The organism is Cryobacterium sp. TMT2-17-1 (assembly GCF_004402765.1).
In the GTDB taxonomy this organism is placed as follows: domain Bacteria; phylum Actinomycetota; class Actinomycetes; order Actinomycetales; family Microbacteriaceae; genus Cryobacterium; species Cryobacterium sandaracinum.
In genome coordinates this window covers 58,081-80,217 of sequence record NZ_SOGC01000018.1, presented here as the reverse complement: position 1 = coordinate 80,217, position 22,137 = coordinate 58,081, and the positions used below count along the sequence as shown (strand labels likewise).

Sequence of the window (22,137 nt, the reverse complement as noted above, 5' to 3'; positions counted from 1 at the left end):
GCTCAGATCACACCGCTGTCTGTGTTCGACGGAACCTGGTTCTGACACACCACGCGTTGCTCCTGCTCGGCGCCGGACCGCACGGACCGACTCAGCGTCCGGCGTTGGCCTCCGGGCGCAGACGGATGAGCCGATGCGGGCCATCTTCCTGCAGCTCGGCCACCTCGCTGCGCGAGGAGAGGAAGTCGGTGAAGGAACGGAAGCCGAGCGGTTTTTCGTTGAACGAGGGGTCCATCCGGCGCATCTGGTTCTTTACCGTGCCGGTGTTCAGCCACTCGTCATCGTCGCCCTTTGCGTGCCCGATCTGCAGGGCACGCACGAGGAGCTCCGACGCGATTGTCTGAGGGTCGATGTCCTCGGCCGGTTCCGGCTCCGGCTCGTCGAATTGCGAACTTGTGGTGTGCGAGAACATCGGGATCGTCGTCAGGGTGCGGGCTTTGACGGGCACCGTCTTGGGCGGCACGGTCGCGGGTTCTGCGGCCTTCCTGCCCGACGGGGGCTTCTGCACGAGCGCCACGGGGGCGGGCGCGGTGGCGGCGACCTTCGCTATGCCGGGGAGAGAGTCATAGTCTTCGAATTCGTCGCACGCAGCCGCGAGGGATGTGCTGGTCGACCCGGCCACTCCAATGCCCACCACGAAGCGACCGAGACGTTTCGACTTCTGGGCGAGGGCGATGTAATCCGAGTCACCGGCGACGATGATGACGTGGGTGAGGTCGGGCAGCCGGAAGAGGTCTTCGACCACGTCGACGGCAAGACGGATGTCCGCCCCGTTCTTCGTTCCTCGCGTGGTCGTGGTGAATAGCTGGGTGAGGTCAACCGCTCGGGACATGAGCTGGCGTTGGTAGCTCGCATTCACGGGCACGGACCAGTCGGCGTACGCGCGATTGACAACCAGCGTGCCGAACGACGCGGCGAAATCAATGATCGCGTTGAAGTCGACCGTCGCGGCGTTCAGCTTCGCGGCAACCTCGGGCTCGGCATCCGCGCTCGATCTGTCGAAATTACGGATGCCATCGCGCTGGAAGGCATTTCGTCCGTGTAGTTGCTGATAGCGAGAGACGACGATGTTGTCGAAGTCGATGTAGAGGCCGACGCGTGCATCATTCGGTTCAGTCATGGTGGGTTCCTTAGCTACCGGGCGGACGAATCAGTCGCAACCCCAGACTCAAGTCTGCTGCGCACGATGCGACGACGGCAACTCGCGGAATCGACTGCGGCGCTCAGTACGCGCGCACCGATCCGCGCCGAGCCTGCCGGGAGGTACACAATGAGGTATGGCCACTGACGATCCATGCCCGGTTTTCTTTCTCTCGGATAGCACCGGAATCACGGCGGAAACGCTCGGGAGCACCCTCCTGTCCCAGTTCCCCACCGTGGAGTTCGACCGCACGACGATCCCGTTCATCCTGAATGTGGACCAGGCCCAGGCCGTGGTCGACCTGATCGACGCTCTGGTGGAGCGCGGCCAGAAGCCGATCGTATTCTCCACGGCCGTGACCAGCGACATCCGCCGCACCCTCGGCACCTGCACGGCCACCCTGATCGACCTGCTCGGAACCTATCTCGGCGAGCTCGAGGAGACCCTGGCGACGCAGGCCAGCAACGAACCAGGGCGCGCCCACGGCCTCGGCAACGCCGCCCGCTATCAGTCCCGCATGACGGCCGTCGAATACGCGATGGAGCACGATGACGGCCAGAGCCTGCGAGCGCTCGAGAAGGCGCAGCTGATCCTGGTGGCCCCGTCGCGCTGCGGCAAAACCCCCACCACGATGTACCTGGCGCTGCAGCACGGCATCTTCGCGGCGAACTTTCCTCTCGTCGACGAGGACTTCGAGCGGGAGGGTCTCCCCAAGCCACTGCGACCGTTCGTGGACAAGTGCTTCGGGCTCACCACCAATCCCCTGCGCCTGAGCCAGGTGCGCACCCAGCGCCGGGAAGGTTCGCCCTACGCGTCCCTGCGGCAGTGCGGGTTCGAGCTGCGCAGTGCGGAGCGACTCTATGCCTCCCACGGAATCCCGTTCCTCAACTCGGCGAGCATGTCCGTGGAGGAGATGTCGGCCATGATTCTGCAGCAAATGAACCTCAAACGCTGACTCACATTCAAAACGCAGACAAGTAAACATGTCAATCAAGTAAACAAATTGCGCTCAGGCCGGATAGACCTGTCACTATGGGAACAGGGCGCTTATCCATGAGGTGAGCCTCCTCACCTCGTGGCCTCACCTCTGGTCGCACACTGCAAGGGAGCAGAACACATGACGACAGACATCCTCTGGTTTTCCGAAATCGGACTCACGGACCTGGACCGGGTGGGCGGCAAGAACGCTTCCCTGGGCGAAATGGTGCAGAATCTGACGTCGGCCGGCGTCAAGGTGCCCGACGGATTCGCCACCACCGCGGACTCCTACCGCCGGTTCCTGTCCGATTCCGGTTTGGACCAGCGGATCATCGAGCGCCTGCGGGGCCTCGACATCGACGACGTCACCGCGCTGGCAACGGCCGGCAAGGAAATCCGCGGCCTGATGCGTGACACGCCCTTCCTGCCCGAGTTCGAGTCCCAGATCCGGGCCGCCTACGCGGCCCTGGTCCTGAAGCACGGCGGCTCCGACGACATTTCCTGGGCGGTGCGTTCCAGCGCCACCGCCGAGGACCTTCCGGATGCGTCCTTCGCCGGTCAGCAGGAGACGTTCCTGAATGTGCGCGGAATCGAGAACATCCTGCCGGCCATCAAAGATGTCTTCGCCTCCCTCTACAACGACCGGGCGATCGCCTACCGGGTGCACCACGATTTCGAGCACGCCGAGGTGGCGCTGTCGGCCGGGATCCAGCGCATGGTGCGCTCGGACATCGGCTCCTCCGGGGTCATGTTCACGATGGACACCGAATCCGGCTTCCGCGACGCGGTCTTCATCACCTCCTCCTACGGTCTGGGCGAGGCCGTCGTGCAGGGCGCCGTCAACCCCGACGAGTTCTACGTCTACAAGCCGGCACTCGAGGCCGGCCGTCCCGCCATCCTCAAGCGCACCCTCGGCGAGAAGGCGCTGCAGATGACCTTCACGAAGAACCGTGAAATCGGCCGCACGATCGACTTCGTTCCCGTGGACGTCGACCTGCGCAACCTGTTCAGCATCACCGATGCCGACGTGGAGGAGCTGGCCCGCCACGCCCTCTCGATCGAGGCGCACTACGGACGCCCGATGGACATCGAGTGGGGCAAAGACGGCATCGACGGCGGCATCTACATCCTGCAGGCCCGCCCGGAGACGGTTCAGTCGCGAGCGACCGCGGTGTCCCAGAGCCGGTTCAAGATGAACGAGACCGGTAAGGTGCTGGTCGAGGGCCGCGCCATCGGCCAGCGGATCGGCGCCGGAAGCGTGCGCATCCTCTCGTCCATCGACCAGATGGCGAGCTTTGCCACCGGCGACGTGCTCGTCGCGGACATGACCGACCCCGACTGGGAACCGATCATGAAGCGCGCCAGCGCCATCGTGACCAACCGCGGCGGCCGCACCTGCCATGCCGCGATCATCGCCCGCGAACTCGGCATTCCCGCGGTCGTCGGCACCGGGACCGCCACCGACATCCTCTCCGACGGCCTCGAAGTCACGGTGTCCTGCGCCGAGGGTGAGGAGGGCCTGATCTACGAAGGGCTGCTCGACTTCGGCATCGAGGAGACCGCGCTCACCACCCTGCCGCCGGCCCCGGTGAAGGTCATGATGAATGTCGGCACCCCGGAGCAGGCGTTCACGTTCGCCCAGCTGCCCAACCACGGCGTGGGTCTCGCCCGGCTCGAATTCATCATCAACCGTCAGATCGGCATCCACCCCAAGGCCTTGCTCAACCTGGCCGACCAGCCCGCCGACGTGGCCCGCGAGATCAACACCCGCATCGCCGCCTACGGCAATCCGCGCGACTACTACATCAAGCGCCTGGCCGAGGGCGTGTCCACGATCGCGGCCGCCTTCGCGCCGGAGACCGTGATCGTGCGGATGAGCGATTTCAAGTCCAACGAGTACGCCAACCTCATCGGCGGACCGGCCTACGAGCCGCACGAAGAGAACCCGATGCTCGGGTTCCGCGGGGCGTCCCGCTACCTCGAGCCCTCGTTCCGGGACTGCTTCGACCTCGAATGCGAGGCGCTCTCATTCGTGCGAAACGAGATGGGGCTGACCAACGTCAAGCTGATGATCCCCTTCGTGCGCACCCTGGACGAGGCCGCGGGCGTTATTGAACTGCTCGCCGAGAACGGGCTGCGCCGTGGGGAGAACGGCCTTGAGATCGTCATGATGTGCGAGCTGCCGGCCAATGCGCTGCTCGCCGACGAGTTCCTGGACTACTTCGACGGGTTCTCCATCGGCTCCAACGACATGACGCAGCTGGCGCTCGGCCTCGACCGCGACTCGGCGATCGTCGCCGGCGGCTTCGACGAGCGCGACCCGGCCGTGAAGAAACTGCTCAGCATGGCGATCGCGGCCTGCAAGGCCCGCGGCAAGTATGTGGGCATTTGCGGTCAAGGCCCCAGCGACCACCCGGACTTTGCCGAGTGGCTCGTCGCCGAGGGCATCGACTCCGTGTCGCTGAACCCCGACACCGTGGTCGACACCTGGCTGCGGCTCGCCGGCGTGACCGCGGGCAGCAACCACTTCGGCACGGATGACGCCGCCACCGACCCCAAGGATGCCTCGGCCGCCTGATCGGGGGTCGAGCTCGCCGAGCCCCGCGGGCGGCGCCCGAATCACCCGGGAACGTGCCACGCAGCTCGGCGCACTCCGGGCATCCGTCGTCGGTGCCTAAACTCGGGGCTTTTCACGACACGCCGCGAGATCAGGCTGGGGTGACCCAGCCGGCGTTTCGGCAATTTCTCCGAGTTTGCGTAGCGACGGATGCAGCGGGCACCGGGCGTCAGAGCGGCCCGATCAGCTTGCCGGCGTCAGTAGACGTACGGCTGGGCGGGCTGGTCCGTGGGCGTGATCTCGCTCGGAACAAGGGCGATGGTCTCATCGCTGCGGATGCTCGGGTTGGTGTTGAAACCGCTCTCGATGGCAACCCAGCTGTCGGTCGGGAATTCGTCCTGCCAGCCGGGGTAGTAGACGGGGATGCCGACCGGCTGCGCGTCGACCGCGCAGCAGGACACGACGAAGCGGGCCACGAAGAACACGTTCTCGGGGTCGCTCGTGTCGGGCGTGACGAACCCGGTCACGGTCGCGGTCTTGTCGGCGAAGAAGTCCTCGCCGGCGCCTTGGCGCAGCAGCGAGGACCAGTCCCGCACGGTGAAGGTCGAGTAGTCGCCGCCGACGAGGTCGCTCGCCTCTTTCTGCGTGATGAGCGAGGTCGAGCCGTTCAGGTCGCGCTTGGCGACCGTGGCCGTGGTCAGGGTCGCCGGCGGCAACACCAGGAGGCCCACGGTGGCCGCGACGATGATCAGGATGCTGCCGGCCGGCCAGAGCCACGCCCAGCGTCCTCCGTCGTCCTCAGGCAGCTCGTGCTCGTGCTCGTCTTCGGCTGCGGGCAGGAGAGCGAATGCGGCCACCACCAGCGCGGCGGCGATCACGGCCATCACCATGGTGAACACGAAGTACCGGGGGTGGATGTAGAGCCCGAGCTGCCCGCTGACCCCCAGGTAGACCGTGGCCACAATGCCCACGATGCTGAGAAGCGCGCCCTGCCAGCGCCGCAGGAGCCGTCTAAACGACATAGTTGATCGCCAATCCGAGAACCGCGGAGCAGAGAGCCACAATCAGGGTGAGCTGCATCAGGGTCTTGGCCGTGAAGGTCGTGCGCAGCAGGGCCAGCATCTTGATGTCGATCATCGGGCCGAAGACCAGGAAGGCCACGATGGCACCGGGCATGAACGTCGCACCGAACGAGAGGACGAAGAAGGCGTCGACGTTGGAGCAGATCGAAACCACGAAGGCCAGGGCCATCAGCGCCAGCACGGACCAGACCGGGTGGCTGCCGAGCGTCACGAGCACCTCGCGAGAGACGGCGGTCTGGATCAGCCCGGCCAGTCCGGCGCCGATAAAGAGCGCCGGCAACATCGCGCTGGTCTCCTTCGTGAACAGGCCGGCGCTGCGCTTGATCTTCCCGTCGGCCGCGTCATGGTGGTCGCCGAGTGCACAGGCATCCTGAAACCGGGGAGCGAGCAGGGACTCGGGTTTCGGGTGCCGGCTGTAGATGTAGCCGATCAGGTTGGCGATCAGGAATCCGCCGGCGATGCGCCAGACCAGGATGCCACTGTCCCAACCGAAGGCCTGCTGGGTGGTGATGATGGTCACCGGGTTGAGGATCGGGGCCGCGAAGAGGAACGTCATCGATTCGCCGACCGTCAGCCCCTTGGCGATCAGGCCGCGCGCCAGAGGCACATTGCCGCACTCGCAAACCGGCAGCAGCATGCCCAGCAGCGAGAGTACGACCTGCCGGGCGACCGGGTTCTTCGGCAGGCGCCGCAGCAGGAACCCCTCCGGCAGCCAGGTCTGCACCACGATCGACAGCACGATGCCGAGGAAGACGAACGGCAGCGACTCGATCACCACGCTGATCGACAGGGTGACGAAGTCGCGGAAGGTGTCCGCCAGGGTGTCGGCAGGGGCCGACGGCGCAAACACGCGCAGCAGGATCACCAGCCCGATGATGACGAGGCCGACGGAGAAGCCGCGGCCGGGCCTCCGGCGCGCGGTGAAGGGCCGCGCGGCGATGGTCTGACTCATGGGTATATCTTGTCCTGTTTCGACTCGGTTGCGCTCGGGACAGGAAGCCATCGGCAGGAGGTTGGCGGGGGTATCCCTCGGTTAGCCGCACCAATCAGGGAGAAAACCGGACACGCTACGGCTGCTGGTGCCGCGGTCGAGGTCTACCAGGGTGGTCGTCATGCCCGAGAACGCGGGCAGGGTCGGGTAGTAGTCGCCGAGGCCGGCCGCCGGGATCGTCTCCACCGCGAGGTACTGGCCGTTCGGCGAGACGCAGAAGTCCCGCACGCGCGACGCGTCCGACGCGGGAGTGAACGCGACGCTCGAGTCGGCGGCGTCGGTGACGGCGATCAGGTAAGCCAGCTGGTTGCTGTCGCCGGTCTCCTGCAGAAACAGGCGGGCGTAGCGCCCCTGCTCGGTGAGGAGCACGAGCTTGCCGGGGTAGGCGCTCGCTTCGAGCAGGCTGGGCGCGAGGTCGAGTGTGGTCACGGCACCGTCGGCGAGGTCGATCGTCGAGCCTTGGTCGGGGTCGGCGACGACGAGCGCGCGGGTGCCGGGAACGAATCCACGCATCTCGTCGTGCTCGCCCAACGGGGTCAGCACGGCGTCGCCGAGCATGTCGATCAGGAACAGAGTCTGCCCGGCGTTCTGCACGACGAGAGAGGTGCTGTCCGGCACGAAGCGCAGGTCCATCACCGTCATCGGCAGGCCGTCCACCCCGGTGACCTCGGCCGGGAGGCCCGAGTACTCGGTCAGGTCGTAGACGAAGGGGGTGCGGTCGTAGCGGCGCCCCGCCGTCTCCGGGGCGCTGGTGAAGGTGTACGCGATCAGGGTTTTCGATGGGGAGGCCGCCAGGTTCTCGATCACGCCCGCGCCCGGCACGGGCACCTGCACGTTGTCCCCGCCCCCGAACGAGACCACCTCGAGGGTGGCCGTGTCGTCTTCGGCGAGCGTGACGGCGGCGAGGTGGTTCTCCAGGGCGACATACTGCTGGATGCGCGGGGCGCTGAACACGATGTCTCCGTCGCCCCGGCCCTGCAGGGTCGTTCGGCGCACGGTGTCGGGCCGCTTCGCACCGGCGTCATCCACCCGGCTGTCGCGCTGCAGCGCATAGATGTCGACGTCCGGGGTCGTGAACTCGTATTCCAGGGTGGCGGTGGCGTCCTGGGTGATGCTCGCGACATCCGTCACCGTCACCGTATAGACGGTGTTGTAGCGCAGGATGCCGGCGAACTCCACCGTCAGGGCGCGGTCGGCGACACGGGCGGAGACCTCTGTAGCCGGGGATACCGCCACCTGGCCGGCTTGGACCTCGGCCAGCGGCTGGTTCGCGGTGAGCAGCAGGCGCGCGTTGCCACGCGTGACGGCGGCGTCGAGGTTGATCTCGGCGGAGGCCAGGCGGGGACCCTGGCTGAAGTTGGCCATCGCGAGGCCCGCCACCAGCAGGACGAGAACCGCGACCGTGACCGAGAAGAGCTGTCGGAAACGCCGGCCCGCCAGCCGCGCGGAGCGCGATCGATTCGCGGACGCGGGTGCGGCCGAGAGCGCGCTCCGTTCGCGGTTCATCCTGCCAATAGTATCGGCCGATTTTCCGGGCGCGCCGGAGACCGGGGGATCAGGGCCGCGCAACCGGAGAAATCGGCGCAACGCCTTCGGGGGCATAGGATCGGGGGGAGTATTCAGGCGTATGCAGTCCTAGCCCTGGTCCGCAGCGTCGTCAATCGCATTCCTCGCCGCGTTGGCGCACATCACGTCGATCCCCCGATCGAGATCGTGATCATTTGACCGCTTCGATCAGACCTCCCACTGTCTCAGGACCTACCAAGCAAGGCATCAGTTATGACTTCTACGCGATTCCCCCTGTCGCGCGCGGAAACGCGCGCCCGGCTCCTGTCCATGCGCGGTGTACTCTTCGACCTCGACGGGGTGCTCACGCCCACCGCCGATGTTCACATGGCCGCCTGGTCGCGCCTGTTCACCCGCTTTCTCGAGGACCAGGGAGTGAGCCCCGCCTACAGCGAGGCCGACTACTTCCAGTACATCGATGGCAAGCCCCGCTATGACGGCGTGCGGTCGCTGCTCGCCTCCCGGGGCATCCAGCTGCCCGACGGCGACCCGACGGACGCCCCGGAGCGCAACACCGTCTGCGGCCTCGGCAACCGCAAGAACGAGGCCTTCAACGAGACCCTCGCCGAAAGCGGCGTCACGCCCTACCCGGGATCGATCGAGTTCCTCGACTACGTCGTGGCCGCCGGCCTCGCCGTGGCCGTCGTCACCAGCTCGCGCAACGGGGAGAAGACCCTCGCGGCAGCCGGCATTCGCGGACGCTTCGAAATCGTCGTCGACGGCCTGCTCTCGGCCGAGCGTGGCCTGGCCGGCAAGCCGGCCCCCGACACCTATGAGCTCGGCGCGGCACTGCTCGGCCTCGATGCGGCCCAGTGCGTCGTCGTCGAAGACGCGCACTCGGGCATCCAGGCCGGCCGCGCCGGCAACTTCGGCCTCGTGCTCGGAGTGGACCGCGGCGTGGGCACGCAGACCCTGCTCGACGCCGGGGCCGACGTCGTCGTTACCGACCTGCACGAGCTGCTCCCCAACGTCGAAACGGAGGCCGGAGAATGAACCGGATCACCGACACGAACGACCCGCTCGACCGCAACCGATTTCCGATCGACGAGTGGGCCCTGGTCGAGAAGGACTTCTCGGGTGACGACATGGGACGCACCGAGACGCTGTTCGCCATCGGCAACGGGTACCTCGGCCTGCGCGGCAACGTGGACGAGGGCCGGGACGGCCACGCCCACGGCACGTTCATCAACGGGTTCCACGAGACCTGGCAGATCCGGCACGCGGAAGAGGCTTTCGGCTTCGCACGCGTCGGGCAGACGATCGTCAACGCGCCGGATGCCAAGATCATTCGCATTTACGTCGACGACGAGCCGCTCGTCCTGACCCTCGCGGATCTGCTCAGCTATGAGCGCCGCCTCGACTTCGCCGGCGGCATCCTCTCCCGATCCCTCGAATGGCGCACGCCCTCGGGCAAGCGCGTGCTGATCCAGTCGCGCCGCCTGGTGTCGTTCACGGAACGCCACCTCGCAATCCTCGAGTACGAGGTCACCATGCTGGACGCCGACGCGTCGGTCGTGATCTCCAGCCAGATCCTCAACCGCCAGGACGGCATCGGCGAGTACGACGCCCCGAAGCCCACCAACGGCAAGGACTTCGACCCGCGTAGGGCCGAGTCGTTCACCGACCGGGTGCTGCGCCCCCGCTTCAAACGGGCATCCGAGGGCCGCTACATCCTCGGCTTCCGCTGCACGAACTCGGGCATGACCATCGCCTGCGCCGCCGACCACCAGCTTGAGACGCTCAATGAGTACGACGAGGCCTCGCACATCGGCGACGACCTCGCCAAGCACGTCTACCGCATCAAGGCCAAGCAGGGCCAGTCCATCCGACTGACCAAGACCCTCAGCTACCACACCTCCACCGGCGTGCCCACGCACGAGCTCGCCGACCGGTGCGACCGCACGCTCGACCGCGCCGTCGCAGCCGGAACCGAGCAGTACGTCGCCGAGCAGCGCGACTGGCTCACCGCTTTCTGGGCGCGCACGGATGTCGAACTCGCCGGCCAGCCTGCCCTCCAGCAGGCCACCCGCTGGAACTTCTTCCAGCTCGCGCAGGCGTCCATGCGAGCCGACGGCCAGGGCGTGTCCGCGAAGGGCGTGTCCGGATCCGGCTACGGCGGTCACTATTTCTGGGACACGGAAGTGTACGTGCTCCCCTTCCTGACCTACACGTCACCGAACGCCGCGCGCAACGCGCTGCGGTTCCGGCACGCGATGCTCGAGCACGCCAGGATGCGCGCCACCGAACTGAACCAGCTGGGCGCGCTGTTCCCGTGGCGCACGATCAACGGCCTGGAGTCGTCCGCGTACTACGCCGCCGGCACCGCGCAGTATCACATCGACGCTGACATCTCCTATGCGCTGACCCAGTACGTGTCGGCCACCGGCGATGAGGACTTCCTCTCCCGCGAGGCCATCGACATCCTGGTGGAGACGGCGCGCATGTGGGCCGACCTCGGCTTCTGGCGCGGCAACGGCAACGACGTCTTCCACATTCACGGCGTTACCGGGCCCGACGAGTACACGACCGTCGTCAACGACAACCTCTACACGAACATCATGGCCCGCTCGAACCTGCGGGACGCGGTCACCAGTGTGCGCAGACTGCGCGAGGTCGACATCGCCTCCTACGACTTCATGGTCGCCCGCCTCGGACTCGGCGAGGCCGAGATCATCGAGTGGTCGTTCGCCGCGGAAGCAATGCACATCCCCTTTGACAAGACCCTGGGCATCCACCCGCAGGACGCGCAGTTCCTGGAGAAGGAACGTTGGGACCTCTCGCAGACGCCGCCCGCCAACCGCCCGCTGCTGCTGCACTACCACCCCCTCGTGATCTACCGCTTCCAGGTGCTCAAGCAGGCGGATGTCGTGCTCGCCCTCCTGCTGCAGGGTGACCAGTTCACGCCGGAGCAGAAACGTGCCGACTTCGACTACTACGACCCGATCACCACGGGTGACTCGACGCTGTCCGACGTCGTGCAGTCGATCATCGCGGCCGAGGTCGGCTACCACGAGCTGGCGCTCAAATACTTCACCTCGGGCCTGTTCGTCGACCTCGCCGATCTGCACCACAACGCGGCGGACGGCGTTCACGTGGCATCCGCCGGCGGTGTCTGGAGCGCGCTCGTCTACGGCTTCGGCGGCATGCGCGACCACGGCGGCAAGATCACCCTCGACCCGCGACTGCCTGAGACCTGGGAGGCGCTGACCTTCCGCGTCACGCTCCGGGGAACCCGGCTGCGCGTGGACGTGCGGCAGAGCGAGGTCAACCTCACGATCGAGGAGGGCGTCGACGTCATGCTGTCCGTGCGCGGTGTTTCCGTCATCGTGCGGATGGGCCTGCCCATCACGGTCGCGCTGACCCACCAGGGCCCGCGCGACCCGGGAGCACCCTCTCGGACCTTGGTCGAGGGCGGGCGACGGGCCGACGGCACCGTCATCACGTCCTCGATCCCGACGATCGCGCACACCACCGAGTTCCTGGAGCCGAACGACTAGTTCGCTTCCGCGGGGAGGGCCACGGCACATCGTCGGGGACCCTCCCTCGTTTCTAGCCCTGGCCCTGGCCCCGGCCCCTCGTCCGTCGCTCTGGCAATAACCAATTCGACGGAGATTTCGCGATAGTGACCGCATTTCACATGAAATAGGTCGATTTTCGTCAAAATCTCCGTCGAATTGGTTCGCGGCGTCGGCAGGCCAGTGCCCGGGGAGCCGGGAACCGGGACTGCTACCGAGTTACAGCGCCGCCTGGATGGCCGCCGCGTAGGCCTGGTAGCCGGCGGGGGTCGGGTGGAAGGCATCCGGACCAGCGAAGTAGACCCACGAGTCGACGTCTCCGATGCCGTGGCCCGCGAAAGCCGCGGACACGTCGACATATTCGATGCTGGAGTTCGGTCGGATTGCCTGGGCCTGGGCTACGACGCCCTGGATGGTCTGGTTTAGCAGCATGGTTGCCCCGTTGAGCTGGGCGATCAGCGGGTTAGCCGAGGGGGCAAAGAGCAGCGGGTAGCCGGTGACGACCACGTGGGCATTCGGGGCGGCCGCCGCGACGCGCGCGTAGGTGTCGGCCAGACGGGCTGTAAGCTCGCCGGAATAGATCAGGGCGCCGGCGGTGGAGATGGCGTTCCCGCACGCGACCGGATCCGCGGACGCGCACGCCGCCGCCACGCCGGCCACATTCAGATCGTTGCCGCCCACGGTAAGTGTCACCAGGGTGGTCCCCCGGTTCAGGGACGACAGCTGCGTGGTGGTCACAGTCCCGGTGGTGGCCAGGCTGCAACTGACGTTGCGCAGCAGGTTCGTGCCCTTCACCGCGTCCAGAAGGGCGGGGTAGCCGTTCGGGCTCTGCAGGCAGCTGTCCACGTAGTCACCGCCGCCTTGCCCGGCCGCGTAGGAGTCGCCCAAGGCGACGTACTTGTTGGCCGCAGCCGTGGGTGCGGCGGATGCCGGTAGAGCACCAGCGGCAAGCACGCCCGAGGCGGCGAGGATGGCGGCGAGGACGCTGGACAGGAGTCGGATTCGGGGTTTCATGGCCCGACTTTACTCGGATCTGCGCTCTAGGTGCAGGGTTGATTTCGGCACGACCTCAGCGACTCCCGCAAAGCGGCCTGGCGCTCAGCCAGCTCGGCTTTCTGGGCCGCCCGTGCTCACGGTGCCGACCTCACCAATTCGACGGAGATTTTGCCGGGATCACCCCGATCGGTGCGAAAAACCGGGTTCCGGAGCAAAATCTCCGTCGAATTGGTTCGCGCGCTCAGGGGATTGAATCGCGCGTCAGGCGGCAAGAACATCAGGCGGTAAGGGGCACGTAGCGGTAATACTCGATGCCCTGGTCGTAGAAGTCGGGGCCGTTCGCGGTGCCGAGGTGGTCGACGACGAACTGGTCCTCGGCCGGGGCCGGCACGAGGTCACCGGGGCGCCCCTCGTGCAGCGCGATGTACTGCGCCTCGGTCAGGTCGACCGGGCCGTGCAGGGCGGTCTCGAAGTTGATGCGTGCGGCGGCGGCCTGCCAACCCTCGGCGACCCGCATCGGGAGAGCCTCGGCGGCGTCGCCGCTGCCGTAGCCGAGCGCCAGCCACTCCTGGCCGGCGAGCTCGAGGCCCTCCGTCAGTGCGTGCTGCAGACCGGATGCGAGCCACGCCGGCAGGGCGGCCGTGTAGAGGTTGCCCAGGTCGCGCATGGCGTCCGAGCCGAGGCCGAGCTTCTCGCTGACCAGGGTGTTCCAGACTTCGGTGCTGCGCAGGTGCTGGCGCAGGCGGCGGGACAGCGGGAAGACGTCACCGATGATCTCGCCGATGTCGGCCCCGTTTCCGTGGAACGGCGAGGGTGCGCACATCTCGGCGAGCAGGAGGTCGGCGTCGATCCCGGCATCCGCGCAGTGCGCGCGCAGCTGGTCGCGGCCCGATTCCTCGTCGGCCGCGAGCGTGAACAGGTAGGCCATCACCCAGCCGGTCGCCGGCATCTGGTGGTACGGGCGGTGCATGAACACCCGGTCGACCTCGTTGAAGTAATCGAGGGAATTGCCGGGGCGCTTTCCCAGCATGGCCGTCATCGCGTGGTGGGTCGCGTCGATGTAGCAGCTGGTCGAGTACCGGCCGTTGAACACGGGCAGGTCCTGCATCTGCCCGTCGTCGCGGGGCGGCTGCCCGCGGAAGCGCGCGAACGGCTTGCGGAAGTCGGCCACCCGGTAGTCGGAGTCGCTGCCGGACCCGGCCAGATTTACTTCCAGCAGTCGGGCCTCGCTTTCCAGGAGCACAGCGACGGCGCCTGCACCTTGGGTGGGCTCGCCGCTGCCGCCGCGAGCGTATTCGGCGATGTCGGCGGAGACGACGATGGCCTGGCGGCCCACGCCATCCGTCGCCAGGTAGCGCAGGGCGGCCTTGATGCCGTAGACGCCGGCGAGGCAGGCCTGCTTGAACTCGGGCACCTCGCAGTCGCGCGCGAGCAGCGGCATGCCATGGGCGGTGAGGGCATCGTTGACCATGCCCTTGACGATGACCGCACCGGCCGAGTTGTCGCTGCTGGATTCGGTGCCGAGGGCCAGGAGGCCGACCTGACCGGGGTCGATGTCGTAGTCGCGGATCAAACGCCACACCGCGTTCGCCGCGAGCGTGTAGACACTCTGGCCTGGGCCGCGCATGCGGAAGCTGCGTCCAACGACGTTCCGGACCTTCCCCCACGGCTGGTCGTTCCAGTCGCACCAGGCTTCGAGCTGCACCCGGTAGGGCGGCACGAACAGGGAGAATCCACTAATTCCAGGCGTCAACAGTTCCCTCTTCAGGTTTGGCGTGGTTGTTCACCCACACCGGGTCTCAAACGCACCACTCCATTATCAACGGATCGGTTGGTGAAAGTGGTGACCAGGATCAGATCGTCAGGCGGAACCGACCCGATCACGGCGGTGCGGCCCCCCGGGAAGCGACTAAAATCGAGTGAACCCGATCGGAGCACCACTGTGGACCAACCCATCGATGGTGGCGCCACCGCCGTGGCCCGCGCGCACAGCAACATCGCCCTCGTCAAATACTGGGGCAAGCGCGACGCCGCCCTGAACACGCCCGCGGTCGGCTCCATCTCGGTCACGCTAGACGCGCTCTACACCGACACCCGCGTCACCTTCACGCCCGGTCTGGTCGCCGATGAACTGTGGCTGGCCGGATGCCGCGTCCCGGCCACGCGCATCAGTCACGTTCTCGATCTGGTGCGTGGGCATGCCGCCAGCATGGGCCTGTCCGCCGCCCGACTGAACGCCATCGTGACGTCGACGAACAACTTTCCGACCGGGGCCGGCCTCGCCTCGTCGGCATCCGGCTTCGCCGCCCTCGCGGTTGCCGCGTCCGGCGCCGCCGGCCTCACCCTGGCCGACCGGGAACTGTCGATCCTGGCCCGGCGCGGCTCGGGCTCGGCCGCCCGCTCGATCTTCGGCGGCTTCGCCGAGATGCACGCCGGCACCGCCGCCGACGGATCGGACGCCTACGCGGAAGAGCTGCTCGACCGGGCGGGCTGGCCGCTGGCGGTCGTCGTGGCGATCACCGAGCACGGCGAGAAATCGATAAATTCCACTATCGGCATGAACGAGAGCAAGGCCTCCTCGCCGTTCTACCAGGCCTGGCGTGACTCGGCCGACGACGACCTCAACGAGATGCGCTCCGCCATCCGTGACCGCGATTTCGCCCGGCTCGGGCAGCTCTCCGAGTACAACTGCCTCAAACTGCACGCCCTGATGCTCACGACCCGACCCGCACTGATCTATTGGAACGCCGCGACCGTCGCCGCGATGCACGCCGTGGCGGGTCTTCGCGCCCAGGGCGTGCCGGCCTATTTCACCATCGACGCCGGGCCGCAAGTCAAGGTGCTCTGCCTGCCCGGCGACGCCGCCGCGGTTCAGCGGGCGATGGTGCTCGTGCCCGGCGTGCTCGAGGCGCGCATCAGCGCGCTCGGCCCGGCCGCCTGCCGGCTGGAATGACCATGGCGACGACTCTGCCGACGCCTCCGCCGAAGCCGACGATCCGGGCGTCCGCGCCCGGCAAGCTCTTCCTGCTGGGCGAGTACGCCGTGCTCGAGGGCGCGCCGGCCCTGCTCACCTCCGTCGACCGACGCGTAGAGGTGACGGTCGACGAGTCACCCACGGGCTCCTGGCAGGTCAGCGCGTCCAATTTGGGCATCCGGAACCTGGTGTTGGGCACGGATGGCGCCCTCCCGGCCGGGCTCACCGACCAGCAGCGCGACCACCTCCGCGTCTTCGACCAGGTGCGCGTCGCCGTGCAGGCCGCTGCGCTGCAGGCGCGGGTGCTGCCGCAGAGTCAGGCCCCGCTCGCCATCACCATCGACAGCAGCGCGCTGTCCCGGGGCGGCCACAAGCTCGGCCTCGGTTCCAGCGCCGCCACCGCTGCCGGCCTGACCGACGCCCTGGCCCGCGCCCTGGGCCTGACGCTCGACCGGGACGAGCTGTTCCGCCTGGCCCACGCCGCCCACCGCAGCGCGCAGAACGGCGCCGGCAGCGGCGGAGACGTGGCCGCGAGCGTGCACGGCGGGTTGATCCGCTATGCCCCGGGTGCCGCAGTGGTGCCTCTGCGCTGGCCGGAGGAGCTCTGTATCTCGGCCGTCGTCACCGGCGAGGGTGCGCTGACCACCCGTCTGGTGGGCCGCGTGGCCGACTACGCCGCCGAGAACCCCGCCCGGCACCGGGCCGACCTCGACCGGCTGAAACACCTCGCCGAACAGGCCGAGGCGGCGCTGGCCAGCCCGGCCGATTTTCTGAGCCTCGCCTCCGACTACTTCGCGGCGCTCACCCAACTCGACGCGCATGCCCAGGCCGGCATCGTGAGCGAGCGACACCGTGAACTGCACGCCCTCGCCCGGCGCAAGGGCGGCATCTTCAAGACCAGCGGGGCCGGCGGCGGAGACGTCGGTCTGGCCTTTAGCTACGCTGGAGAACCCACCGAGCGACTCGCCAGGGCACTCGCCCGGGCCGGGGCCGCCATCGTCCCGCTCGGCTTCTTCGCCGCCGGCCTACAGGGAGGCACCGCGTCATGAGCCGGTCCCGCATCCCCCGCTTCTACCAGTTGTCGGTCACTGAACGCATCGCGCTCCTCCGGCAACGTGGTGTCCTGTCGACGGATGCCGCCGCGCACCTCGCAGACGGAACGTCCGCCCTCGACGTGGAGGCCGCCGACCGGTTGATCGAGAACGTGATCGGCGTCTTCTCAATGCCGATGGGACTCGGCCTGAACTTCCGGATCAACGGCCGGGACCACCTGGTGCCGATGGTGGTCGAAGAGCCCTCGATCGTCGCCGCGGTCAGCTCCGCGGCCCGGCTGGTGCGCCAGGCCGGCGGGTTCACGAGCGTCGCCGACGAGCCGCTGCTGATCGGCCAGATCCAGGTCGTCGACCTTATCGACCCCGAGCGCGCCCGGGCTGACCTGCTCGCGCGCGGCGACGAGCTCGTGGCGTTGGCCGACAGCGGGCATCCGAAAATGGTGGCGCGCGGCGGCGGCGCCCGCGGCATCGAGGTCTTCCTGCGCGGTGCGACGGCGCAGAACGGCGAACTGCTCGTCGTGCACCTGCTGGTCGACACCCGCGATGCGATGGGCGCCAATCTCGTCAACTCGATGTGCGAACGGCTCGCCCCACTGGTCGAGGAGATCAGCGGCGGCCGCGTGTTCCTGCGCATCCTCTCCAACCTCACCGACCGGGCCCTGGTGCGCGCCCGTGCCGTGATCCCGCACGCGCTGCTCGAGACCGCCGACTTCCCCGGCGAACGCGTGCGCGACGGTATCGTGCTCGCAAACGAGTTCGCGGCCATGGATCCCTACCGGGCCACCACGCACAACAAGGGCATCATGAACGGCATCGACGCCGTCGCCCTCGCCACCGGCAACGACTGGCGGGCGATCGAGGCGGCGGCCCACGCCTACGCCGGCCGCGGCGACGGCTACGGCCCGCTCACCACCTGGAGCGTGAACGACGCCGGCGATCTCGTCGGCGAACTGACCATCCCGTTGAAGGTCGGCACGGTCGGCGGCCAGGTGGAGTCGAACCCGGCCGTACGGCTCGCTCACACGATCCTCGGGGTGTCTTCAGCGCCCGAGCTGGCCGAGGTGATGGCCGCCGTGGGGCTGGCCCAAAATCTCGCCGCCCTCAAGGCCCTGTCGACCAACGGCATCCAGCACGGCCATATGCGCCTGCACGCGCGGGCCGTGGCGGCTGCCGCCGGCGCCAGTGGAGCCCGGTTCGAGGAGGTCGTCGAGAGGCTCATTGCCGACGGCGAGATCAAGGTGTGGAAGGCGCGCCAGATCATGCAGGCCCTCGAAGAGAGCAGTGACGGCGACCGGGTTATTGAGCCGGCCGCGCCGGATGCCGGGTACGGCACCGCCGCCGTCGTCGCCTTGCCCGCGGCTCACCCCGCACCCACGGCCACCCTTACGCCCAGCGCTTCCGCCACGTGCGCTGCTGCCCTCACCCCCGGCGCCCCCGGCCCGGATGCCCACCTCGGCTACGGTAAAATCATCCTGATGGGCGAGCATTCCGTCGTCTACGGCTACCACGCGATCGCCGCGCCGATCGGTCTGTCGGTGCGCGCGCAGGTCACCCGCCAGGCGTCGCTCCGCGAACCGGTCATCGCCGACCGGGACGTCGACGGCTCGGTGCGCGAACCGATCCGAGCAGACCTCTCGCACCGGGTGGCGGCGCTGATCGTCACCCGGCTCGGCGTGTCCGACGCCGGCCTTCGGGTCGACGTGTTCTCTCACCTGCCGCGCGCCAGCGGCCTGGGTGCCTCCGCCGCGTTCGCGGTAGCGTTGATCCGCGCCGTCGCCGACAGCTTCCAGCTCACGATCAGCGACGCCGAGGTCTCGAGCCTCGCCTTCGAGTGCGAACAGATCGTGCATGGCACCCCGTCGGGCATCGACAACACCGTCGCCACCTTCGGCCGGTCGGTTCTTTTCCAGAGATCGGATGCCCCGGGCGGCCACACGATCCGCGACATCTTCACTCCCCACCCGATCCCCATCGTCATCGGGCTGTCCGGGGTGGAGTCGCTGACGAAGCAGACCGTGGGCCTCGTGCGCAGCGTCTGGCAGCGCAACCCCGCGCGCTACGACGCGATCTTCAGCCAGATCGACGGGCTGGTGTTGGCCGGGGTAGACGCGCTCCGCCGCGGCGACATCGCCGAGCTCGGCGAACTGATGAACATCAATCAGGGACTGCTCAACGCGCTACAGGTGTCGAGCCCGGAGATCGAGTCACTCGTGGCAATCGCCCGCCGCGCCGGCGCCCTCGGAGCGAAGCTGACCGGTGGCGGGGGCGGCGGCGCCATGATCGCTATCGCCGAACCTGGCGGCACCGAACCGATCATCACCGCGATGCGCAGCGCCGGCTACACGACTTACCTCACCGAGATTCGCTGAGCACCCGAAATTCGAACCTGTATTTGAGGTATTCGGAGCTGGGCATCTTGCCATTCCCGACAGCGATAAAAGGCGATTATGGCAGTCGTCCACAGGTTTCACGCGTAGTTATCCACACCGGGCGTTCCAGTAATTATGCGGGCAAAAGCCACATTTCACTCTGCTGTCCACAGGGTTATCCACAAGGCTGTGGATAGACGTATCTTCGACGTCTGCCAGGCCTGCCTGCCCGCCTCGCGGCGCAGGTCTCAATCGGCGGCCCTACGGCGGGCCCACGCGCCCCGGCCACAGGTCGACACCCAAACCGTTCTCCAGACGGGCCACGGTCGCCAGGTCCGGCCAGGACCGCCCGTGCAGCACCGAGAGCAGTGTCGTGTGGTCGAGCCCGGCATCGCGCGCCGCGGCGCGCACGCTCCGCTCGCCGATTGCGGCCTGCACGTTCACCGCGAACTGACGGGCCACCTCGCCGACGGCGCCCGCCGACGGCACGTCGGGCCACCCCACCACGAGGTCACGGGGAGCAGGTCGCGCCGGTCTGGACATAGCCCGAGCGTAGACGACGGATGTCCCCCTCGGATCGCCCACCCCAACCCGTCAGTCGAATCCACGGTGGTCGGGCTGGTCGAGACCCGGTGAGCCGCTCTCTGAACTTGTGAACAAACCTTCGAGATAAACTCTGAATCGAGTCTCTAAATACTGACAGACTCTCGACTCTGTGTTCGCTTTGAGGTATTCTCGTATCATGATCAATCTCGCGGATGACCTCAGGCAAGCGGCCGATGCCGTCGCCCTGCTGGGTTCCTCGAGTGCCGATTATGAGGCGCTGGCTGATGCCGCGGTATTGTCCGGTCAGAAGCAGATCGCGGCGGCTCGCCGCCTGCTCGACACCCGCGCCGCGTGGATGGCCGGCACCATCGCCCGGCGGTCCCGGCCGGAGTTGGGCCACTCCGGGTTGGCGGCGCAGCAGGGGTTTCTCTCGCCGGAGGCCCTCATCCAGAAGTGGACCGGCTCCTCGAAGGGCGACGCCTACAAAATGGTCGCCGTCGGCACCATGATGGCTGATGCCGAAGCAGCCGAGAAGCAGGTCGAGGCGGCGCTCTCCTCGCCCGACGCGGATGCCGCCGAGGTCGCCGAGTTCGAGGCGAAGGTGCCGTGGCAGGCGCCGATCGCCCGGGCCGTCACCGCCGGCACCCTCTCCGTCGACGCGGCCGAGTCGATCCGCTCAGGGCTCGGCCAGATCGACGCCGCGGTCACCGCCGAGAAGCTCGGTGCGGCACTCGAAGCGCTACTCACCGAGGCGTCGTCACTGAATGCCGACGAGGTCTTCAAACGGGCGAGACGGATGCGCGACCGGCTCGATGAGGCCGGCATCGCCGCCCGCGAGAAGCAGGCCTACGACGACCGCTACCTGCGGGTCTACCGGCTGGGCAACGGCGACGTACGACTCAGCGGGCTGTTCGCGCCCGAAGATGGCGAGTTCGTGCTCTCCACCTTCGACTGAGCAGGTCAACGAACACGGGCCGGCCGAACCCGCCGCTCACGGGCAGATCGAGGGCAGCCCTTTCCCCATCTCCCAGGAAACCATCGACCGGCTGCTCTGCGACGCCGGCACCCGCGGCATCAAATTCGACGACAACGGCCAGATCATCAACGTCGGCCGCGACGAACGACTCTTCACCGAGAAACAGCGCGCCGCGATGGCTGTGCGTGACGGCGGATGCCTCTGAATCGACTGCGACAGATCACCGGCCTGGAGCGAAGCCCACCACACCAACGAGTGGTCGAAAGGCAACGGCTACACCGACCTCGCCGACGGGGTACTCCTCTGTCATCCCCACCATCTGCTGCTGCACAACCAGCATTGGACGATCAGCCGCACCGGAACTCAGCATTGGTTGCGGCCACCGGTGGAGGTTGACCCGAAGCGGACACTGATCGCTCTGCCGAGCAAGCGGGCGAACCTGTAGGGCGGGACGGGTCGCCGGGTCTCGACGGGCTCGACCACCGGAGCTGAAACTACCGGAACGACACAAGGCCCCCAATCTCTCGGGGGCCTTTCTGTCCGAATGGGTGGACGGCAATCAACCCATCGTGTTCGCTGTGGGTAGATTGCAAAACTCAAAACTTCGGCCTGACCCCGTGTGCTGGTTACGTAGTTCCTCGCGATTCTTCTAAATGATCTTGCCGATCCTCTGGCGTTCGACGAAAATCTTCTGAAAATTCATGGAATCGAGGGACACGCCTCCGCTGGCTCCACCGCGCTGTAGCGCCCGCGAGCGCCACGAAAGCTAGCCTTCCTGAACCGCCTACACCCGTGTGTGGTGTGGTGCAGTTTCTGGTCATCGACGATGTCTTTCCCGTCGCGCAGTGACCGGGCGAGGCGGTCGAGCTTGGCGACCACAAGCGTGTCCCCGGCCCGGCATGCAGCCAGCGCTTCTCGTAGTCCTGGCCGCGCCCGGTTCGTGCCGGTCACCCTTGATCGGTGAACGTCCGGCTATCGGGCACCCGGTAGATATAGATCCAGCACATACGTCGGCGACGGACGTCCCAACAGCGAATGCTGGAATGGATGTGCGCCAACTCACCGGTGACGACCTGGAACTCATTGCGAGAGCGGAAGAGGCAATTGATGCCAACGCGGACGTTGAAGGCGGGGTACACACAGTCGGGGCTGCCGTTTGTGATGCCACGGGACATATCCACGTCGGCGTCAACGTTTATCATTTCACGGGTGGCTCCTGCGCTGAGCTCGTCGCGCTGGGATCAGCACGAACCTCCGGAGCGCGCGAGCTCACGGCGATTGTCGCCGTGGGCGACAGTGGGCTTGGCGTGAAAACCCCGTGCGGCCGCGATCGCCAAGTTCTTGCCGAAGAGAAAGCGACAGCTGATGCGGCGAGCTCGGTTGCTGGCTAGTTC

Annotated in this window: 17 protein-coding genes and 1 pseudogene; 10 read left to right on the top strand and 8 right to left on the bottom strand. The window is 67.3% G+C overall.

Going from position 1 to position 22,137, the window contains the following annotated elements; genetic code table 11:
• Nucleotides 1–91 precede the first annotated feature (91 nt).
• Nucleotides 92–1,120 (bottom strand): NYN domain-containing protein, encoded by a 1,029-nt coding sequence (locus E3O47_RS04495; protein ID WP_134419633.1) that lies wholly within the window; start codon nt 1,118–1,120, stop codon nt 92–94.
• A 157-nt stretch (nt 1,121–1,277) separates the two neighbouring features.
• Between E3O47_RS04495 and E3O47_RS04490 the strand changes: the two genes are divergently transcribed.
• Together E3O47_RS04490 and ppsA are read left to right on the top strand one after the other, a co-directional pair.
• Complete coding sequence (locus E3O47_RS04490) at nt 1,278–2,096, top strand: pyruvate, water dikinase regulatory protein (protein ID WP_104194700.1); 819 nt, start codon at nt 1,278–1,280, stop codon at nt 2,094–2,096.
• A 162-nt stretch (nt 2,097–2,258) separates the two neighbouring features.
• Complete coding sequence (gene ppsA / locus E3O47_RS04485; protein ID WP_134419631.1) at nt 2,259–4,697, top strand: phosphoenolpyruvate synthase; 2,439 nt, start codon at nt 2,259–2,261, stop codon at nt 4,695–4,697.
• A gap of 236 nt (nt 4,698–4,933) precedes the next feature.
• Here the strand turns inward: ppsA and E3O47_RS04480 are convergent, their stop codons facing one another.
• The 3 genes from E3O47_RS04480 to E3O47_RS04470 all read right to left on the bottom strand — a co-directional run bounded on the left by E3O47_RS04480 (nt 4,934) and on the right by E3O47_RS04470 (nt 8,255).
• Entirely contained in the window at nt 4,934–5,698 is a 765-nt protein-coding gene (locus E3O47_RS04480) for a TIGR03943 family protein (protein ID WP_134419629.1), read from the bottom strand.
• Nucleotides 5,688–6,710: a permease gene (locus tag E3O47_RS04475; protein ID WP_134419627.1), complete on the bottom strand. Its 1,023-nt coding sequence runs from the start codon at nt 6,708–6,710 to the stop codon at nt 5,688–5,690. The genes E3O47_RS04480 and E3O47_RS04475 overlap by 11 nt, the downstream gene beginning before the upstream one ends.
• 81 nt (nt 6,711–6,791) lie before the next feature.
• A complete protein-coding gene (locus E3O47_RS04470) occupies nt 6,792–8,255 on the bottom strand; it encodes a hypothetical protein (RefSeq protein ID WP_134419625.1) in 1,464 nt (487 codons plus the stop codon).
• Between the two features lie 330 nt (nt 8,256–8,585).
• On the opposite strand from E3O47_RS04470, the gene E3O47_RS04465 reads away from it, so the two are divergent.
• Nucleotides 8,586–9,308 carry an HAD-IA family hydrolase gene (locus E3O47_RS04465; protein ID WP_104100609.1) on the top strand — a complete coding sequence of 241 codons (723 nt, stop codon included), beginning with the start codon at nt 8,586–8,588 and terminating at the stop codon, nt 9,306–9,308.
• Nucleotides 9,305–11,812, top strand: coding sequence for a glycosyl hydrolase family 65 protein (locus E3O47_RS04460; RefSeq protein WP_104100610.1), 2,508 nt, complete (start codon nt 9,305–9,307; stop codon nt 11,810–11,812). Before E3O47_RS04465 ends, E3O47_RS04460 begins: the two co-directional genes overlap by 4 nt.
• Before the next feature lie 237 nt (nt 11,813–12,049).
• Here E3O47_RS04460 and E3O47_RS04455 read toward each other — a convergent pair whose 3' ends face one another.
• Both E3O47_RS04455 and E3O47_RS04450 read right to left on the bottom strand, forming a co-directional pair.
• Nucleotides 12,050–12,844, bottom strand: coding sequence for an SGNH/GDSL hydrolase family protein (locus tag E3O47_RS04455; RefSeq protein WP_134419623.1), 795 nt, complete (start codon nt 12,842–12,844; stop codon nt 12,050–12,052).
• Between the two features lie 259 nt (nt 12,845–13,103).
• Entirely contained in the window at nt 13,104–14,579 is a 1,476-nt protein-coding gene (locus tag E3O47_RS04450) for a hydroxymethylglutaryl-CoA synthase family protein (RefSeq protein WP_104100612.1), read from the bottom strand.
• A 189-nt stretch (nt 14,580–14,768) separates the two neighbouring features.
• Between E3O47_RS04450 and mvaD the strand changes: the two genes are divergently transcribed.
• Genes mvaD through E3O47_RS04435 form a run of 3 tightly spaced genes read left to right on the top strand, consistent with a single transcriptional unit; the run spans nt 14,769 to nt 19,221 of the window.
• Nucleotides 14,769–15,779: a diphosphomevalonate decarboxylase gene (mvaD, locus tag E3O47_RS04445; protein WP_241986092.1), complete on the top strand. Its 1,011-nt coding sequence runs from the start codon at nt 14,769–14,771 to the stop codon at nt 15,777–15,779.
• Between the two features lie 2 nt (nt 15,780–15,781).
• Nucleotides 15,782–16,849 (top strand): hypothetical protein, encoded by a 1,068-nt coding sequence (locus tag E3O47_RS04440; protein ID WP_134419621.1) that lies wholly within the window; start codon nt 15,782–15,784, stop codon nt 16,847–16,849.
• Nucleotides 16,846–19,221 carry a hydroxymethylglutaryl-CoA reductase, degradative gene (locus E3O47_RS04435; protein WP_134419619.1) on the top strand — a complete coding sequence of 792 codons (2,376 nt, stop codon included), beginning with the start codon at nt 16,846–16,848 and terminating at the stop codon, nt 19,219–19,221. Before E3O47_RS04440 ends, E3O47_RS04435 begins: the two co-directional genes overlap by 4 nt.
• Before the next feature lie 261 nt (nt 19,222–19,482).
• On the opposite strand, the gene E3O47_RS04430 is transcribed toward E3O47_RS04435, so the two are convergent.
• A complete protein-coding gene (locus E3O47_RS04430; RefSeq protein WP_134342752.1) occupies nt 19,483–19,764 on the bottom strand; it encodes a helix-turn-helix transcriptional regulator in 282 nt (93 codons plus the stop codon).
• Nucleotides 19,765–19,963: 199 nt separating this feature from the next.
• Here E3O47_RS04430 and E3O47_RS04425 point away from each other — a divergent pair, with 199 nt between their 5' ends.
• Both E3O47_RS04425 and E3O47_RS04420 read left to right on the top strand, forming a co-directional pair.
• Nucleotides 19,964–20,722, top strand: coding sequence for a DUF222 domain-containing protein (locus E3O47_RS04425; RefSeq protein WP_134419617.1), 759 nt, complete (start codon nt 19,964–19,966; stop codon nt 20,720–20,722).
• The gene (locus E3O47_RS04420; RefSeq protein WP_134419615.1) at nt 20,691–20,948 is read left to right on the top strand and encodes a DUF222 domain-containing protein; all 258 of its coding nucleotides are present in this window, start codon (nt 20,691–20,693) and stop codon (nt 20,946–20,948) included. Before E3O47_RS04425 ends, E3O47_RS04420 begins: the two co-directional genes overlap by 32 nt.
• Nucleotides 20,949–21,559: 611 nt before the next feature.
• Here E3O47_RS04420 and E3O47_RS04415 read toward each other — a convergent pair.
• Nucleotides 21,560–21,726 (bottom strand): annotated as a pseudogene (locus tag E3O47_RS04415) (recombinase family protein); the annotation flags it as partial.
• A gap of 60 nt (nt 21,727–21,786) precedes the next feature.
• Between E3O47_RS04415 and E3O47_RS15875 the strand changes: the two are divergent.
• Complete coding sequence (locus E3O47_RS15875; RefSeq protein ID WP_166785317.1) at nt 21,787–22,134, top strand: cytidine deaminase; 348 nt, start codon at nt 21,787–21,789, stop codon at nt 22,132–22,134.
• Nucleotides 22,135–22,137 lie beyond the last annotated feature (3 nt).